16 protein-coding genes are annotated in these 16360 nt (G+C 66.9%); 1 reads left to right on the top strand and 15 read right to left on the bottom strand.

Annotated features, from left to right (window positions below; genetic code table 11):
• Positions 1-128: 128 nt before the first annotated feature.
• The 8 genes from NKH30_RS26765 to cbiE are packed head-to-tail and all read right to left on the bottom strand — an operon-like array spanning position 129 to position 6833.
• Positions 129-521: a hypothetical protein gene (locus NKH30_RS26765; RefSeq protein ID WP_352997518.1), complete on the bottom strand. Its 393-nt coding sequence runs from the start codon at positions 519-521 to the stop codon at positions 129-131.
• A gap of 26 nt (positions 522-547) precedes the next feature.
• Positions 548-1558: a nicotinate-nucleotide--dimethylbenzimidazole phosphoribosyltransferase gene (cobT, locus tag NKH30_RS26760; RefSeq protein WP_352997517.1), complete on the bottom strand. Its 1011-nt coding sequence runs from the start codon at positions 1556-1558 to the stop codon at positions 548-550.
• Between the two features lie 24 nt (positions 1559-1582).
• A complete protein-coding gene (locus tag NKH30_RS26755; RefSeq protein WP_352997516.1) occupies positions 1583-2344 on the bottom strand; it encodes an adenosylcobinamide-GDP ribazoletransferase in 762 nt (253 codons plus the stop codon).
• On the bottom strand, positions 2341-3654 hold the full coding sequence (locus tag NKH30_RS26750; RefSeq protein ID WP_352997515.1) for a cobyrinic acid a,c-diamide synthase CobB: 1314 nt from the start codon (positions 3652-3654) through the stop codon (positions 2341-2343). Before NKH30_RS26750 ends, NKH30_RS26755 begins: the two co-directional genes overlap by 4 nt.
• Positions 3651-4457, bottom strand: a complete 807-nt coding sequence (cobA, locus tag NKH30_RS26745) for a uroporphyrinogen-III C-methyltransferase (RefSeq protein WP_352997514.1) — start codon at positions 4455-4457, stop codon at positions 3651-3653. Before cobA ends, NKH30_RS26750 begins: the two co-directional genes overlap by 4 nt.
• Positions 4454-5218: a precorrin-4 C(11)-methyltransferase gene (gene cobM / locus NKH30_RS26740; RefSeq protein WP_352470218.1), complete on the bottom strand. Its 765-nt coding sequence runs from the start codon at positions 5216-5218 to the stop codon at positions 4454-4456. Before cobM ends, cobA begins: the two co-directional genes overlap by 4 nt.
• The gene (locus NKH30_RS26735; protein ID WP_352997513.1) at positions 5215-5595 is read right to left on the bottom strand and encodes a cobalamin biosynthesis protein; all 381 of its coding nucleotides are present in this window, start codon (positions 5593-5595) and stop codon (positions 5215-5217) included. Before NKH30_RS26735 ends, cobM begins: the two co-directional genes overlap by 4 nt.
• Positions 5592-6833 carry a precorrin-6y C5,15-methyltransferase (decarboxylating) subunit CbiE gene (gene cbiE / locus NKH30_RS26730; RefSeq protein ID WP_352997512.1) on the bottom strand — a complete coding sequence of 414 codons (1242 nt, stop codon included), beginning with the start codon at positions 6831-6833 and terminating at the stop codon, positions 5592-5594. Before cbiE ends, NKH30_RS26735 begins: the two co-directional genes overlap by 4 nt.
• Before the next feature lies 1 nt (position 6834).
• On the opposite strand from cbiE, the gene NKH30_RS26725 reads away from it, so the two are divergent.
• Complete coding sequence (locus NKH30_RS26725) at positions 6835-7617, top strand: cobalt-precorrin-6A reductase (RefSeq protein ID WP_352997511.1); 783 nt, start codon at positions 6835-6837, stop codon at positions 7615-7617.
• On the opposite strand, the gene NKH30_RS26720 is transcribed toward NKH30_RS26725, so the two are convergent.
• Genes NKH30_RS26720 through NKH30_RS26690 form a run of 7 tightly spaced genes read right to left on the bottom strand, consistent with a single transcriptional unit; the run spans position 7581 to position 16347 of the window.
• Positions 7581-8345, bottom strand: coding sequence for a precorrin-3B C(17)-methyltransferase (locus NKH30_RS26720; protein WP_352997510.1), 765 nt, complete (start codon positions 8343-8345; stop codon positions 7581-7583). The two genes, NKH30_RS26725 and NKH30_RS26720, sit on opposite strands and share 37 nt — an antisense overlap.
• Positions 8342-9100, bottom strand: coding sequence for a precorrin-2 C(20)-methyltransferase (locus tag NKH30_RS26715; RefSeq protein ID WP_352997509.1), 759 nt, complete (start codon positions 9098-9100; stop codon positions 8342-8344). The genes NKH30_RS26720 and NKH30_RS26715 overlap by 4 nt, the downstream gene beginning before the upstream one ends.
• Positions 9097-9744 carry a precorrin-8X methylmutase gene (locus NKH30_RS26710; protein WP_502911527.1) on the bottom strand — a complete coding sequence of 216 codons (648 nt, stop codon included), beginning with the start codon at positions 9742-9744 and terminating at the stop codon, positions 9097-9099. Before NKH30_RS26710 ends, NKH30_RS26715 begins: the two co-directional genes overlap by 4 nt.
• Entirely contained in the window at positions 9741-11210 is a 1470-nt protein-coding gene (cobG, locus tag NKH30_RS26705) for a precorrin-3B synthase (protein ID WP_352997507.1), read from the bottom strand. Before cobG ends, NKH30_RS26710 begins: the two co-directional genes overlap by 4 nt.
• A complete protein-coding gene (locus NKH30_RS26700; protein ID WP_352997506.1) occupies positions 11207-14866 on the bottom strand; it encodes a cobaltochelatase subunit CobN in 3660 nt (1219 codons plus the stop codon). Before NKH30_RS26700 ends, cobG begins: the two co-directional genes overlap by 4 nt.
• Before the next feature lie 18 nt (positions 14867-14884).
• Complete coding sequence (gene cobW, locus NKH30_RS26695) at positions 14885-15916, bottom strand: cobalamin biosynthesis protein CobW (protein ID WP_352997505.1); 1032 nt, start codon at positions 15914-15916, stop codon at positions 14885-14887.
• The gene (locus tag NKH30_RS26690; RefSeq protein WP_352997504.1) at positions 15913-16347 is read right to left on the bottom strand and encodes a DUF1636 family protein; all 435 of its coding nucleotides are present in this window, start codon (positions 16345-16347) and stop codon (positions 15913-15915) included. Before NKH30_RS26690 ends, cobW begins: the two co-directional genes overlap by 4 nt.
• Between the last annotated feature and the right edge of the window lie 13 nt (positions 16348-16360).

Genomic DNA, 16360 nt, shown 5'->3' with positions numbered 1-16360 from the left:
CTCATCCGACAACAGCAACGCTTTCAACTCGCCTCTGCTCAGTCTAACGTCTCGATTGGTCATGGCACTTCCCCTTCCACGGGAATCGGTGATCGCAACGTCACCACCGTGCCATGGCCGCTCGCCCCTCAGAGCAAGCCCCGTTCTCTCTCCAAAACTTTTTGCAGAACCTTCAGCACACTATCCTCTTCAGGATCGTAGGGAAGCGGTGGATCGATGTAGTCTGTCTCGGTTCGCCAATCTTCCGCGGCGCTGCGAAGATCTTCAAAAATCTGAACGATTCTCGGGTCTGTCTGCTCGCCAGAAAAGATTGAGATCCGCCATTGAGAAATCATCTCGCATAGCTCTTCGACCGTATGGCCCGATCGCTCTGCCCAATCCTCGGTGGCGAGTATCCACGGCGAATTGTATTTCAGCCCGGCAAAGGCGCCGCTCTTGCTGTCGAAATCTCTGATGATCCGAGCAAGAATATCGCGAAGCCCCTGTTTGGGGTCTCCGAAGATCTGTGAGCGTTTGTTCATCAACGCGATCCGCGCTTGGCTCCGCCTTACTTCTCCGACACGCCGGCCTCGGCGAAGCTTGCCATGCGGGCATGGCATTCGAGCGCCGAGCGGACGATGTTGACCGCCAGGCAAGCGCCGGAGCCTTCGCCGAGACGCATGCCGAGATCAAGCAGCGGCGGCAGACCGAGCGCTTCGAGCAGGCGGCGGTGGCCGGATTCGGCCGATACGTGAGCGGCCATAGTGTGGGCAAGGCCGGCGGGATGCAGCCCGGCCAAGGGTGCCGCGGCGGCGGTGCAGACGAAGCCGTCGAGCAGCACCGGGACGCCCAGGTGGCGCGCAGCCAGCGTCGCACCAAGGATCGCCGCGAGCTCGCGGCCGCCGAGGGCTGCCGCTACCTTCAGGGGGTCGGCCAGCGCCGGGGCGTGGCGCTTCAGGCCGGCCTCGATGGCGACGATCTTGCGCACGAGGCCGGCGTCGTCGACGCCGGTGCCACGCCCTGTCCATCGCTCCGCGCCGCCGCCGAACAGCGCGGTCGAGATGGCCGCCGCCGGCGTGGTGTTGCCGATGCCCATTTCGCCGAAACAGACAAGGTCGAGTTCCCTGCTGATCGCGTCGTAGCCGGCCGAGACGGCGGCGAGGAAGGCCTCGTCGTCCATTGCGGGCTCTTGCGTGAAGTCGCCGGTCGGGCGGTCGAGGTCGAGCGGGATGACGTCGAGTTCGGCGCCGGCGACGCGGGCAAGCTGGTTGATGGCGGCGCCGCCGCCGGCGAAATTCGCCACCATCTGCACGGTGACTTCCGAAGGGAAAGCCGACACGCCTTGCGCGGTGACGCCGTGGTTGCCAGCGAAGACGAAGACCTTGACGCGGTCGAGCTTTGGTATGTCGCGGCCCTGCCAGCGCGCCAGCCAGGCGACTATTGTCTCCAGCCGGCCAAGGCTGCCTTGCGGCTTGGTCAGCGTGTCCTGGCGGCGGGCGACGGCATTGGCCGCGGCGTCGCTGCCAATCGGCAGGTCGAGGCAGGCGGCGCGCAGTTCATCGAGCGATTTGAAAGGCATGGGGGCAAAATCTCCGAAACAGAGTCAGGAAAGGGAAATGGAAGCGACGAGCAGGATTGCGATCTCGCCCAGCTGCTGCAGGGCACCGACGGTGTCGCCGGTCTGGCCGCCGACCTGGTTCAGGCAAAGCGCCCGGAACGCGGCAAACAGAAACGCAAGCAGGACGAGCGCCAAGATGGCAGCGCCGACCCCAAGCGTTAGCAGCGCGATCGCACCGAGCGCGGCACCGACACCCGCGGTTTCGGCGGTGACTAAGCCTGCATCAGCCGAGAGGCCGTCGGCGCGGGCCGGTGGCAGCAGGTGCATGAAGGCGGGGGGCAGGCCGCGCGACGCGGCATGCGCGGCAATGAGGGCCCAGAAGACATGAGCCGGGCCGGCGAATCCAGAGAGCACGCTCCAGCGGATCAGCAGCGAGACAGCAAGTGCACAAGCGCCGTAGGCACCGATGCGGCTGTCGCGCATGATCTCCAGCTTTTTGTCGCGTGTCTTGCCGCCGCCAAATCCGTCGGCGACATCCGAAAGCCCGTCCTCATGCAGGCAGCCGGTAGCGAGCAAGATCGCGGCAAGGGCCAACGCTGCAGCAGGGCCAGCGGCGAGGCCGAGCCTCGTGCCGCCGGCGTAGACCAGCGCACCGACCAGAGCGACGGCGAGACCGGCAACGGGTGCAGCCCAGATCGCAGCGGCAAGGCTGCGGCCACGGAAGTCGGCTCTCGGCAGCGGCAGCCGGGTAAAGAAGACGAGGCAAAGCGCGATATCATCGAGAATTTGCTGTTGCGAGGCCTTCATCCGCCCCTCGCAATGGCATGGAAGAACGTGCCGCTGACATTGCCGCGCCGGTAGCCCGAGGCGCCGAGCGGATTTCCTTGACCGTCGGCGAGGTCGGCCAGCGGCTCGTCATTGCCGGTCGCAATCATCTGCGCGTAGTGGAATTCATGGCCGCGGATCAGCGTGCCTTGGCTGCCGAGCGGACAGCCGGACCGCAGCCGCGCCTCGCGGTAGCCGAGATTCATCTTGCGCTTGGCGAAGCTGGTCGAATGGCCGAGGAGGCCAAGCATCCGATGCGTCTCGCCCGACGCGTCCTCGAGCGCTTCGCCCAACACCATGAAGCCGCCGCACTCGCCGTGCACCGACCGCGTGGTGGCGAACCGAGCCATGCCGGCCCTGAAATTCGCCGCGGCCGCGAGGCGGCCGGCATGAAGCTCGGGATAGCCGCCGGGCAGCCAGCAGACATCGCAATCGTCGCCTGGCGCCTCATCGGTGAGCGGCGAGAAGGGAACGATCTCGGCGCCGGCCTTGCGCCAATGCGTGGCAACGTGCGGATAGAGGAAGGTGAAGGCGGCGTCCTCTGCCAGTGCGATGCGCTGGCCGGGCGGCGGCAGCGCGTCGTCGAAATTGCCTGGCGCGGGCGTGAATGGCGCCGCCAGCGCCATAATGGCGTCAAGGTCGAGCGAGCGCTCGACCATGTCGGCCAGCCGGTCGAGATGCGCCATCAGATTCTCATATTCGCCGGCCTGGACGAGGCCGAGATGGCGCTCGGGCAGGTTGAGCGAGGGATCGCGCAGGATGGCGCCGACGACAGGCAGGCCAAGTGCCTCGATGGCATCGCCGCATAGCCGGCGGTGGCGCTCGCTGCCCAGCCGGTTGAGCACGACCCCGGCCATGCGCACATCGGGGTCATAAATAGCAAAGCCCTTGGCGACGGCCGCCGCCGTGGTCGACTGTCCGGAGACGTCGAGCACCAGCAGCACCGGCAGGCCATAGAGCCGGGCGAGATCGGCGGCCGAGCCGGAACGGCCCGGAGCAGCAGGGATCCCGTCGAACAGGCCCATGGCGCTTTCGAGGAAGATGAAGTCGGCGTCCTCGGTCGCTTCGCCGGCCAGTGCGTTGAGCAGGGCGGGCGGCATTGCCCAACTGTCGAGATTGATGCCGGACAACCCGGTGGCGGCGGTGTGGAAGCCGGGATCGATATAGTCCGGGCCGGATTTGGCGCCGCGCACTTTCAGGCCGCGCCGGGCGAGGGCGCGTAGAATGCCGATGGTGACGCTGGTCTTGCCCGAGCCCGAGCGCGGCGCGCCGATGATGATGGCGCGGGTCATGGCTCACCCGCCAGTGCCGCGCGCATCCCGACGATCCCGCCGACGACGATCAGCGCCGGCGAGGTCAAGCCGGCTGCGGCCGTTTCCTCGGCAATCGTCGCGAGCGTGGCGACGACGATACGCTCCTGCGGCGTCGTCGCGGCAACGATGGCCGCGGCGGGCGTCGAAGATGGCAGGCCGCCCTCGAGCAGCGAAGCGGCGATCAGCGGCAGGTTGGCCATACCCATATAGATGACCACCGGCTGGCCGGTGCGAGCGATTGCCGCCCAGTCGAGATCATCATCGGTGCCGGCGGCATGGCCGGTCGCCAGGATCAGCGCCTTGTTGATGCCGCGCATGGTGCCGGGAATGCCGGTCGCGGCCAGCGCGCTGAGGCCGGACGTCAGGCCAGGCAGGATGCGGAACGGGATAGTTTCCCCGGCCAGCGCCAGCGCCTCTTCGCCGCCACGCCCGAAAATATAGGGGTCGCCGCCCTTCAGCCTGACGACGCGCCGGCCCGCGCGCGCCAGCCGGACCAGCAGAGCGGTTATGTCGTCCTGCTTCATCGACGGCTTGCCGCCGCGTTTGCCGGCATAGAACAGTTCCGCGCCCTCGGCGACGGCGACGACTTCTGGCGAGACCAGCGCGTCATAAACCAGCGCGTCGCACTGTCCGAGGGCGGCCAGCACTTCCAGCGTCAGGCAGCCGGGATCGCCAGGGCCGGCACCGGCCAGCCAGACATGACCGGGCTCCAGCTGGCGCGGCTTGAAGTTGAGCCGGGTGAGCGCCTGCTCGACCGTAGTGTTTCTATTGCTGCCGCTCACAATCCGTCCCGTCCGCGAAAGCGCCGCTGGTAGTGCGCGTCATACAGTGAACTTTCGCCAAAGCCTTCGGCCGCCAGCGAGCGGCCGACGAAGATGATTGCCGTGCGTTCCATCGGATCGGCGGCCAATTGCGCCTCGATGGTGGCCAGCGTGCCGGTCAGCACGCGCTCGTCCGGCCAGGAGGCTCGGAAGACGACCGCGACCGGGCAGTCGGCGCCGTAATGCGGCGTCAGCTCGGCGACGACGCGGTCGATAGCGTGGATGGCAAGGTGGATGGCCAGCGTGGCGCCGGTGCGGCCGAAGCCGGCCAGCGTTTCGCCGGGGGGCATTTTCGAGGCGCGGCCGGAGATGCGGGTCAGCACCAGGCTTTGCGCGACTTCTGGAATGGTCAGCTCGCGGCGCAGCGCTGCCGCCGCAGCGGCGAAGGACGGCACGCCCGGCGTCAGCGTGTAGGGAATGCCGTGCTTTTCCAGCCGGCGGATCTGCTCGGCAACGGCGCTCCATACCGAAAGATCGCCGGAATGCAGGCGGGCGACATCATTGCCGGCCGCGTGGGCGGCCAGATATTCGGCCTCGATCTCGTCGAGCGACATCGGCGCGGTGTCGATCAACCTCGTTCCGGGCGCGCAGTGCTGCAACAGCTCCGGCGCGACGATCGATCCGGCATAGAGGCAGACGGGACAACTGCCGAGCAGTCGGCTGCCGCGCAAGGTGATGAGGTCGGCAGCACCCGGGCCGGCACCGATGAAGTGAACGGTCATGCCGCCTCTCCGCTGATGGCGATGGCGCAAGTGACAGCACCGAGCACGGTGCGCGGCCCGAGCAGTTTTGCGCCTTTGCCGGCGGCGGCAAGCGCCGAGGCTTCGGAAACCGACGGCGTGCCGGCATGCTCCTGCGATAGGTCGGAACGGCTGGTCGGAGATGCGGCTTTGAGTTCGTCCTGCCCGACAACGATTACCGGAAGGCGGAGTTCGCGTCCGGCGTCGAAGATTGCCGCCTCATCCTGCTTGAGAGACGCGGTCGCGAGGGCTGAAAGCGCCGACAGGGCAAGCCCGTGCGCCTCCAGCGCGGTTTCTACCGCGGCAAGCACGTCCGTTGCGCTGACGCCTTTGCGGCTGCCGATGCCCGCGACCATCATGGCTTGACCCAGCTCCATTGGGTAACCGGCATGGCCGGCCGCCACGCCTGCATCGAACCGACCGGCGAAGCACGGGATACAGCGATGCGGGTGAGTTCGCCGCCGTGCGCGGCGTGACGGGAAAGCAGCAGCGCCTCCATCTCCAGGGTCACCGCATTGGCGACGAGGCGGCCGCCGGCAGGCAAGGCATCCATGGCTCCCTCCAGCACGCCGGCATCGCTGCCGCCGCCGCCGATGAATATCGCCGCGGGCGTCTCCAGCCCGGCAAGCGCTTGCGGTGCCGAACCTTCGACGACGGTGAGACTGGGAACGCCGCAAGCCGCGGCGTTGCGTCGGATGCGCGCGGCGCGGGTCGGATCGGCCTCAACGGCAATGGCGCGCATGGAGGGATGCGCCAGCATCCATTCGATGCCGATGGAGCCCGATCCGGCGCCGATGTCCCACAGCAGTTCGCCGCGTCTTGGCGCGAGAGCGGACAGCGTGACGGCGCGCACTTCGCGTTTGGTGATCTGGCCGTTATGCTCGAACAAATGATCGGCAAGTCCCGCTGTCAGCGGCACGATGCGTGCTTGCGAAGTCGATTCAACTTCGATCGCGAGCACGTTGAGCGGGTTGATCTTTTCGAGGTCGAAAGTGCCAGCGCTCGCCGAGCGCAGGCTTTCGTTCGGCCCACCCAGCGCCTCCAGCACCATCAACCGCGAAGCGCCGAAGCCAAGTTCGGTCATGAGACGGGCAATCGCTCCCGGTGCATCGCTGTCCGAGGTCAGCGCGAGAATGCGGGTGCAAGGATGCAGCAACGGCCGGATCAGGTCGAGCGAGCGGCCATGCAGCGAAATGGTCTCGACGTCCTGCAGCGCCCAGCCCAGGCGTGAGGCGGCCAGCGAAAAGGCCGAGGGCGCGGGGATCACCCGCATACCCTCTGCCGCGACCTTGCGGGCGAGGGTGACGCCGACACCGTGGTAGAGGGGATCGCCGGAGGCCAGCACGCAGACGCGTCTGCCGGAGAGCGCCAGCACGTCGCGCATCTCGGCATCGAAAGGTGTCGGCCAGACGCGCGCTTCACCTTTGGCGAGCGACGCGACGAGGGCAAGGTGGCGCTTGCCGCCGAAGACGAATTCGGCCTCCGCGATCAACTGCTTGGCCTCGTCGCCGAGACCCGCTACACCGTCCTCGCCGATGCCGATGATCGTGAGCCACTTTGAGGTGAGCTTGGCGCCGCGCGGAGCTTCAGCAGGCATAATGACCCACCGCATACTGATCCTCGGCGGAACCACCGAAGCCCGGCAAATGGCCGGAAAGCTGGCCGCGCGCGCGGATATTTCGGTCATGCTGTCGCTGGCCGGCCGCACCGAAAACCCGGCCGCGCAGGGGGTGCCGGTGCGGGTCGGCGGCTTCGGCGGTGCCGGCGGGCTGGCGGCGTATCTCCGCCAGAACAAGATCGACCTGCTGATCGACGCCACGCATCCCTATGCGGCGCGAATCTCCGCCAATGCGGCGGAAGCAGCGCGCATGACCGGCGTGCCTGTCGTTGCGCTCAGGCGTCCCGGATGGGAGGCGGTCGAAGGTGATCGCTGGATGTTGGTCGACACCGTTGCCAGCGCGGTGACGGCTTTGGGATCGGTGCCGCGCCGCGTGTTCCTGGCGCTCGGGCGACAGGAGGTCGCTGCCTTCAAGGCCGCTCCCCAGCATCATTATCTCATCCGCAGTGTCGACCCGGTCGAGCCCAGGCTCGCCGTGCCCCGCGCGACCTATCTCTTGGCGCGCGGGCCGTTTCGGGAAGTCGACGAACATGCACTGCTTCTGCAACACCACATCGAAGTCGTTGTTTCCAAAAACAGCGGCGGCGAGGCGACCTACGGCAAGATCGCGGCGGCGCGAGCGCTGGGAATCGAGGTGGTGATGATCCGCAGGCCGGCGCTGCCGGACGTCACGTCGGCTGAGACCGTCGAATCTCTTGGCGAGATGGTCGATCATTTTCTGGTCGGTCATGTTCTTGGGCCCGCTGCCGAACGCGGCGTGTAGACCAGCGCGGCCTTGTCACCCCGCTTGATGATCCTGGTTTCCGGCGAGCCGATGATGATGCAGGTCGACATGTCGGCCTTCGCGGCATCGGCGTCGGCCAGCAGAAAAACCTCAATGCGCTCGTCGGGACGGCCGGCGGCACGGCCGAAGATCACCGGCGTGGTGCCGGGCAGGATCGCCGTCAAGCATTCGAAGGCGCGGCCTAGCTGCCATGGGCGCGCCTTACTGATCGGGTTGTAGAGCGCGATTACGAAGCCGGCGCCGGCTGCCGCTAGCAGGCGTAGCTCGATCAGGTCCCACGGCTTCAGATTGTCGGACAACGAGATGGCGCAGAAATCATGGCCGAGCGGCGCGCCGATGCGGGCGGCGACGGCGAGCATGGCGGTGATACCGGGCACGATGGCGATGTCGACCGCGCGCCATTCGGGTGGGCCCGCTTCCATTGCCTCGCAGACGGCTGCGGCCATGGCGAAGACGCCGGGATCGCCGCCCGACACGACGGCGACATCGTGGCCTTCCACAGCCTTCAGCAGCGCGTCCCTGGAGCGCGCGAGTTCCTCGCGATTGTCGGAAGCGACGCGAATCTGGTCGGGGCGCAGATCGAGCCGGTCGAGATAGGGTTTATAGCCGTAGAAGAATTTTGCCTCGGCAACGGCGCGGCTTGCCTCTGGCGTCACCTGGTCGGCGTTGCCGGGCCCGAGGCCGATGACAGTGAGGCGGCCGCTCATGCTTCGGCTTTCAATGCGCTTGGCCGGCCCGACCAGCCGGCCACCAGCACGATGGCGAAATAAGGCGCCTGGTCGTCCTTTTTATCGACCAGCCGCATCGAGACGCCGCCCGGCATGGTGCCGCGCTCGACATAGATGGCCCGCGCCAGCTTGTCGGTTGCCTCCAGCGCGCGCCTGATCTTGGGCAGGTTGCGGCCGACCTTCATGATCACCGCAGCGTCGGTGTCGGCGAGGCGACGCGTCAGCTCGAATTCGCTCATGGTGCCCGGCAGCACCGTCAGCACGTCGTCGCCCTGGACGATAGGCAGGCCGGTCGCCGACCAGCAGCCGGACATGGCGGTGACGCCGGGGATGACTTCGCTCGGAAAGCGATGTGCCAGCCGGACATGAAGATGCATGTAGGAGCCGTAGAAAAGCGGGTCGCCCTCCGAGAGCACCGCGACCATCCTGCCGGCGCTGAGGTGCTCGGCGACCTTTTCGGCCGATTGCTCATAGAAATCGGTTATCTGCGAGCGGTAATCGCTGTGATCCTTGTCGATTTCGGTCGTCACCGGATAGAGCAGCGGCAGTTCAATCAGATCGGGGCGAAAATGGGTTTCGACGATGGCCCGGGCGTTGCTGTTGTTGCCGCGCTTAGCGAAATGCGCGACGACATCGGCCGCGGCCAGCGCGCGCACTGCCTTCAGCGTCAAGAGTTCCGGGTCGCCGGGTCCGGTGCCGACGCCGACAAGCTTGCCTTTTGCAATCGCATTCATAGGCCCGGCCTCGCCAATGCATTGAGGGAGGCGGCGGTCATGGCGCTGCCGCCCAGCCGGCCGCGCACGATGGCGTAAGGCACGCCATAGGAATTTTCGGCCAGGGCATCCTTTGATTCAGCGGCACCGACAAACCCGACCGGCATGCCGATGATCGCCGCCGGCTTCGGGGCGCCGTCGCGCAGCTTCTCCAGCAGATAAAACAGGGCGGTCGGCGCATTGCCGATGGCGACGACCGAACCGGCCATACGCTCGCCCCACAGGTCGATCGCCGCAGCTGAGCGGGTGTTGCCGATCTTTTTCGCGATGTCGGCGGTCCCCGGATCGCGCAGCCTGCAGATCACCTCGTTGCCGGCCGGCAGCCGGGCGCGCGTGACGCCGTGCGAGACCATCTGCGCGTCGCAGAAGATCGGCGCGCCGGCCCCCAACGCCGTGCGCGCGGCGGCGACGAAATCGCTCGAGAAAACGAAGTGTCGCGCAGCCTCGACCTGGCCGCAGGCGTGGATCATGCGGATAGCGATTTCGGCCTCGGCTTCGGAAAAGCGCGACAGGTCGGCCTCGGCGCGGATAATGGCGAAGGAGCGCTCGTAGATCGCCGTGCCGTCATGGATGTAGTCGTAGGCGTTCTGGGCGGGCATGCTCATTCCTGTCGGTAGATTTCGGTGATGCCGGCCGCGCCGAGCCTTGCCAGGCAGGCGGCAGCGGTTTCGCCGGAATGTCGTGCGCTGCGGATCGCCGCTGCAATGCGGCCGATGCCGTGCGCGGCGTCGTAGCCCGGCCTGTATCCGGCGGGCAATGCCTTTGCCGTCCCGTCCACGACAAGTCCGGCTCCGTTTTCGCCACCGACCAGGGTCAGCGCCGCCGGACCGGGATGGGCGCAACCCTTGGCGCAGCCGGAGATGTGCAGCGTCAGCGAGGAATCGAGGATATCGCGGTTTTCCACGGCGATGGTCTCGGCGATGTCGCGGGTGGCGATCCGGCCGGAGGCGCAGGCGGGTGCGCCGGGGCAGGCGGCGATCCTGGTGCGCGGATCGGCTGCGTCGGTGACAAAGCCGAGGGCTGCGGCGGTTTTCTGGAGGGAAAGACATGCGGCTGGGGAGAGGCCAAGCAAAAGCAGCGCGCGACCCGGCGCCAGGCGGATTTCGGTAGTGCCGAGGGTGAGGGCGTGTTCGGTGAGATCGATAAGCTTTTGCGCTGGTATGCTGCCGAACGGCAGGCCGATGCCGAGGGAGGTACTGCCGGCTGCCAGATCGAAAATTCCGATGGGCCGGCGATCCTTCGCGCCCCCCTCTGTCCTGCCGGACATCTCCCCCTCTAGGGGGGAGATTGCGCCTTCGTCGCCGCTTTCGCCAATCGCCGAAGGTGCTGGGGGGAAGCCGCCGGCGAAGCTGCAGATCTCCCCCCTAGAGGGGGAGATGTCCGGCAGGACAGAGGGGGGCGCGACGGATCGCCAACTTGCGAGGGATCTCAGCTGCCTCGCCGTCAAATCCCGCGCATGGGCATCGCGGCCCTTTTCGGCAACCATCCTGAGAATGGCGACAGCGATGTCACAAGCCGCATCTTCCTCGGACATCGCCAGCGGCGTGGCACCCTGCGCATCTCCGGCGAGCGATACCCGCCACTTAATTCCGTCGGCGGCCCGCACCCCGACCAGCCTGACATCGGCCGTAACCGCATCCATTGTCAGCTGCCCGCAGCCGTCAACAATCACCGAAACCTTCGGGCCAAGGCGTTGCGTAACACCGGCGTCCTCAATTGCCGCCCTAATCCGCTGCGCCATTGGGCGCGGGTCGGCTATCTCCTCCTGGTCGAGCCCGGCCAGCGGGCCGGTCTCGACCGGCACGCCGGTGCGCACCGCGATGCCGAGCGCATCGACCTCCATCGCCAGCAGCCGCGCGCTTGCGGGCGTCAGGCCGCGGATCTGCAGGCTGCCGCGGGCGGTCACTTCCATGATACCGTTGCCATGGCGCAAGGCAGATTCGCAGAGTCCGATCAACGATTTCGGCAACAGTCCTCCAGCGACCGGATTGAGCCGCACCAGCAGCCCGTCGCCGGTCTGCATCGGCGCGGACAAGGCGGGGCAGGCGCCACGGCGCGAGAAAGCGTTCATGCCGCCACTCCCAGAGCTTGCACTTCGGCAATCAGTGCGGCGAGATCGTCATCGATCGAATTGCGCAGCGGATGCCAGAGCCCGCGCCGCCGTGCCGACAGCAAACGCTCGGCAATCACCTTCGCCGCCGCCGGGTTCTCGCGCAGGATGAAGGCGCGCACCACGGGTTCGCCAAGATAGGCGTCGTGCACCGCCTCGATCAGCGTGCCCGATATGGCATGGGTAGTCTCAGCAAAGCCGACTAGACGGTCGACCGTCTCGGCGAATTCCGAGGCGCCGCGCGGGCCATGACGCATCTGGCCGGCGATGAAGCGCGGATTGACGGCGCGGGCGCGAACTACCCGGGATACGGCCTCACCAACCGAGCGCGGCTTCGGTCTTTGCGGGTCCGTGGTGTCGAGCACGATCACGTCGGCGTTTTTGCCGAGCGCGGCAAGTGCTGCCGAAAAGCCGCCGATGAAGGCGACGTCGGCCGAGCCTTCGAGGATGTCGCGGCCGGGGTCGTCGCCGGTATGAACCAGAAGGTCGGCCTCGGCGAGGCGATCCTCGAACGCGCCGGGCGCCGAAATGCCTTTGCCCTCGGAGCCGCCATAGACGTGCGAGGTGGCGGCGAGATAGGTGCGGCCGATCTCTTCGCGCGCGGCCCAGTCGCCGCTCGACAACAAGTCCTCGACGCCCGCGCCGTAAGTGCCCGGCGAGGTGCCGAAAATGCGCGGGCTGATCTTGCCGTCGATGCGGGCCCTGGCGGCGAGCGGGTTTTCCGAATCGTCCTCGTCGCGGGTCGCCACCGCGTTGGCCGCGGCGTCGATCAGCGCGATCTGGGTCGGGAACATGTCGCGGAACAGGCCCGATATGCGCCAGGTGACATCAATGCGCGGACGGCGGAGTGTTGCCGGCGGCAGCACATCTATGCCGGTGATGCGGCCGGTGGCGGAATCCCATTGCGGCCGGCAGCCCATCAGCGCCAGGCCTTGCGCGATCTCCTCACCGCCGGTGCGCAGCGAGGCCGAGCCCCAGAGGTCGATGACCAGCGAGCGCGGCCAGTCGCCATGCGATTGCATGTAGCTGCGGACGACTTCCTCCGCTGCCACCTTGCCCAGATCATAGGCGGTCGGCGTCGGCATGGTGCGCGGGTCGGCGGTAAACAAATTGCGGCCGGTGGGCAGCACATCGCTCCGGCCACGCGCCGGCGCACCGGCCGGACCGGCAGCGACGTGGCGGCCGTCGAGGGCGGCAAGCAGCGCGGTTTTTTCAGCTGCCGCGCTTTGCCGCCGCAACGGATCGGCCTCGCCTTCCGGCGAGCGGCCGTAAATGTGCAGGCCGTCCTTGATGGCGAAATCCTTGAGATCGCAGAGCCAGGCGTCGATGCGGCGCAGCGCTTCGTCGGGGACGTCGGTTTGGGCAACCCCGGCTTCCGAGGCGAGGCCGGTCTTTTCCGCCGTCTCGACGATCAGCTTCGCCAGGCGGTCGCGGCGGCGGCGGTCGAGCCCGTCGGCCTGGGCATATTCGTCAACCAGTCGTTCAAGCCGGTGCTGGTTTTCGTCCAGCCCGGCGCCGGTCAGCGGCGGCGGCAGATGGCCGAGCGTGACGGCGGCAATGCGCCGCTTGGCCTGCGCTGCCTCTCCCGGGTTGGAGACGATGAAGGGATAGATGACGGGCAGGGGACCGGTGACTATCTCGGGAAAGCAGTTTTCGCTGAGCGCCACGGTCTTGCCGGGCAGCCACTCCAGCGTGCCGTGGGCGCCGACATGGACAATTGCATGGATGCCGAGCGACTTGCGCAGCCAGAGCCCAAAGGCGACCAGCGCATGGCGCGGCGGCAGCGTCGGGTCGTGATAGTCGGCGCGGCGGTCGGCTGAGCGCCCGCGGTCAGGGGCGAGTGCCACGGTGACGTTGCCGAAGGTGGCTGTGCGGAAGGCGAATTGTTTTTCGCTGACCAGCAGCGAAGGTTGGCGTTCCGTCGCGCCCCCCTCTGTCCTGCCGGACATCTCCCCCTCAAGGGGGGAGATTGCGCTGTTGTCTCTACTTTCGCCAATTACCGAGGGCCTTAAGGGAGAGCCGGTGGCGGAACTGCTAATCTCCCCCCTTGAGGGGGAGATGTCCGGCAGGACAGAGGGGGGTGCCTCGCACAAACCTGTCTCATCTTCTGGATTTCCCCATGCGGCTTCCACCGCAGCGATGGCCGACGGCGGCAATTCCGTCGAGAAGGTCAAATACTCCTTCAATGCCAGCCCATGGCCGCCCTTTTCCAGCGTCTCCAGCAACTCGCGCGGTGTTTGCGGAATGCTTTCAACGGCGTAGCCCTGTTCGCTGAGGTCGTGCAGCATTGCCAGGACGCTGGACGGCACGTCGAGACCAACCGCGTAGCCGGTGCGACCGGGGGCGCTCGGATAGTCGGGGATCAGGATGGCGAGCTTGCGCTCCGCACGCGGCGACCGCTGCAGGCGCACGAAGGCCTCGACACGGTTCGCCACTTGCGCCACGCGGTCGGGCTCAGGCCGGTTGGCGAAGGCGCGGAAGGCCAGCGCCGGGTCGGTTTCGCTTTCGCCCTTGAATGAAATGGCGCCGGCCAGGATGCGGCCGTCGAGCTCGGGCAGGACGACATGCATGGCAAGGTCGGCGGGCGCCAGGCCGCGCTGATTGGTTTGCCAGATGTCGCGGCGGGTGGTTGCGACGATGACCTGGAACACGGGCACGCCGGCGCGGTCGAACAGGGTTTCAACGCCGGGCTCGGCACCCGAGGCGAAAGCTGTGGCGGTGATGATGGCGGCAGGCTTCAGGGTTGCGAGCGCGGTTGCGACAAAGGCGAGCGACGCCGGGTCCTTGAGGCTGGAGACGAACATAGGCACGGGAGCCATGCCGCGGTGGCGCAGGGCTTCGAAAAGCGCGTCGATGGGCGCGACATCGGCCGCGAGCAGCATCGAACGGTAGAAGAGAATTGGCACGACGTCCCCCTCCCCCTCGAGGGGACCCGCAGGGCCGGGTGGGGTCGTCACGGCAGTGCTCGACGTTTTGTGCAGGCGCGCTTCGGAGAGGACCCCACCCCCGGCCTGCGGCCGGGCCCTCCCCTCGAGGGGGAGGGGGACACCGCGTTCTACGACCCCCAGTCCCGGCTCGTAAAATCCCGCCTTTGGCACGCTAACAGGTTCGGCTACCGCCGCACCCGATCCAGCGAGACTTGCCAGCCTCTGCACCAGCGCCGTCATATTTGCCGGCCCGCCCTCGCGGAAGTAGCCAAGCAGGGCGTCCAACTCCTCGCGCGGCAGCGTCGAGCCTTCGATCAGTCGCAAATCCTCGTCGTGGCTCTCGCCCGGTAGGAGCGCCAGCTTGATACCGCGATTTCGCGCGATAGCGGCGAGCTGGTCGCAGCCATAGCGCCACCAGTCATAGCCGCCGAGGATGCGGACCAGAATGACCTTGGCGTGGCGGGCGACACTGTCGATCCACAGGTCGACGGACATCGGATGGCGCAGGTCGCGCAAGGCGGCGAGCCGCATCGACGGCAGGCGGTGCGCATCTGCCTTCCACGCCGCCGCCAGCCCGGCCAGGTCGCTGTCGGTGAAGGACAGCGCCACGACATCCGCAGGCGTTTGCCTGAGATCGACAGGCTCGGCGAGATCGTCGAGCGAGGCGGATGTGGTGGTGAGGATGTGCATCGCGGCTCGTACTTGGGGTCAGCCGGCGAGGATACGCTCGATGGCCGGGCGGTTCAGCCCTTTCAGGCCGATGACGACGAGGCGCGAGCGGCGGTCGTCTTCAGCGGTCCAGGCGCGGTCGTAATAGTGGTTGACGCGCGGACCGACGGCCTGCAGCAGGAGCCGCATCGGCTTGCCGCCGACTTCGACGAAACCTTTGACGCGCAACACGTTTTCTTCCTCCGCCGCCGTGGCGACGCGTTGTGCGAGCTCGTCCGGGTTGGACACAGATGCGATGTCGATGACGAACGAGTCAAAATCGTCATGTTCGTGGTCGAGCTCGTCGTCGTGGTGGGTCTTGCGGTTCTCGATTTCGTCCTCGACGGCGAGGCCGAGGCCGAGCAGCACCGAAGGGTCGACCTTGCCTTGCGAAGTCGGTACGATCTTCACCGCCCGCGCAACGTGCTTGCCGATGACGGCATTGGCACGGGCCGAGCCGGCTGCGTCCATCAGGTCGCTCTTCGACAGGATGATCAGGTCGGCGCAGGCGAGCTGGTCTTCGAACACTTCCTCGACCGGATCGTCATGGTCGAGCGTCTCGTCCTGCGCCTGCAGGGCGTCCATGTCGTTGGCTACGCGGCCATCAGCCAGCGCCGGTCCGTCGACCACGGCAATGACGCCGTCCACCGTCACGCGGCTTTTCACCGACGGCCACTGGAAGGCCTGGACCAGCGGCTTGGGCAAAGCGAGGCCGGATGTCTCGATCAGGATGTGGTCGACCCTCGGCGTCAGCGACAGGATCTGGTCCAGCGCCGGGACGAAATCATCGGCGACGGTGCAGCAGATGCAACCATTGGCCAGCTCGACGATGTTTTCCTCGGGGCAGGTGTCGATGCCGCAGCCCTTCAGGATCTCGCCGTCGATGCCGATGTCGCCGAACTCGTTGACGATGATGGCCAGGCGCTTGCCTTTGGCGTTTTCGAGCAAATGGCGGATCAACGTCGTCTTGCCGGCGCCGAGAAAGCCGGTGACCACGGTGCAGGGAACGCGCGAAAGGGAGGCAGCGGTCATGTCAGGTCCTTCAAAAGGTCAAGGGGAGGGATGCGGGCAACCAGGCCGCGCTTCAGGCAATCGGGACGGCCGCGCCATGGAATGAGCCCATCGGTCGAGGTGGCGAACAGCTTTGCCCCGGTGACGAGATCGGCGCCCCTGGTCGTGGTCAGATCACCAAAGACGTAACTCCAGCAGCCGTCGCGCAGCATGGCCGCGCTGAGCCGGCGCTTGCAATTGCCGAGGCATTCGACGGTGCGGATTTTGATGTTTTCGCTGGAAGCAGCGCGGCGCGTGTCCTCTGCGAGCAGTTCGCCAGCGCGCGGATGAGCGTCCGAACCGGTCTCGTCACGGCAGGACGAGCAGACGATGACGGTAACGCCGGCCGGGGAATCACCATGGCCGGACAATAAATCCGCTGTCTCAGCCGGAAAACTGCTGTCGCGTTCCAAATCAGGCTCCTTG

The organism is Mesorhizobium sp. M1273 (assembly GCF_040318195.1).
Classification (GTDB): domain Bacteria; phylum Pseudomonadota; class Alphaproteobacteria; order Rhizobiales; family Rhizobiaceae; genus Mesorhizobium.
This window is presented reverse-complemented; position numbering and strand designations above follow the sequence as displayed.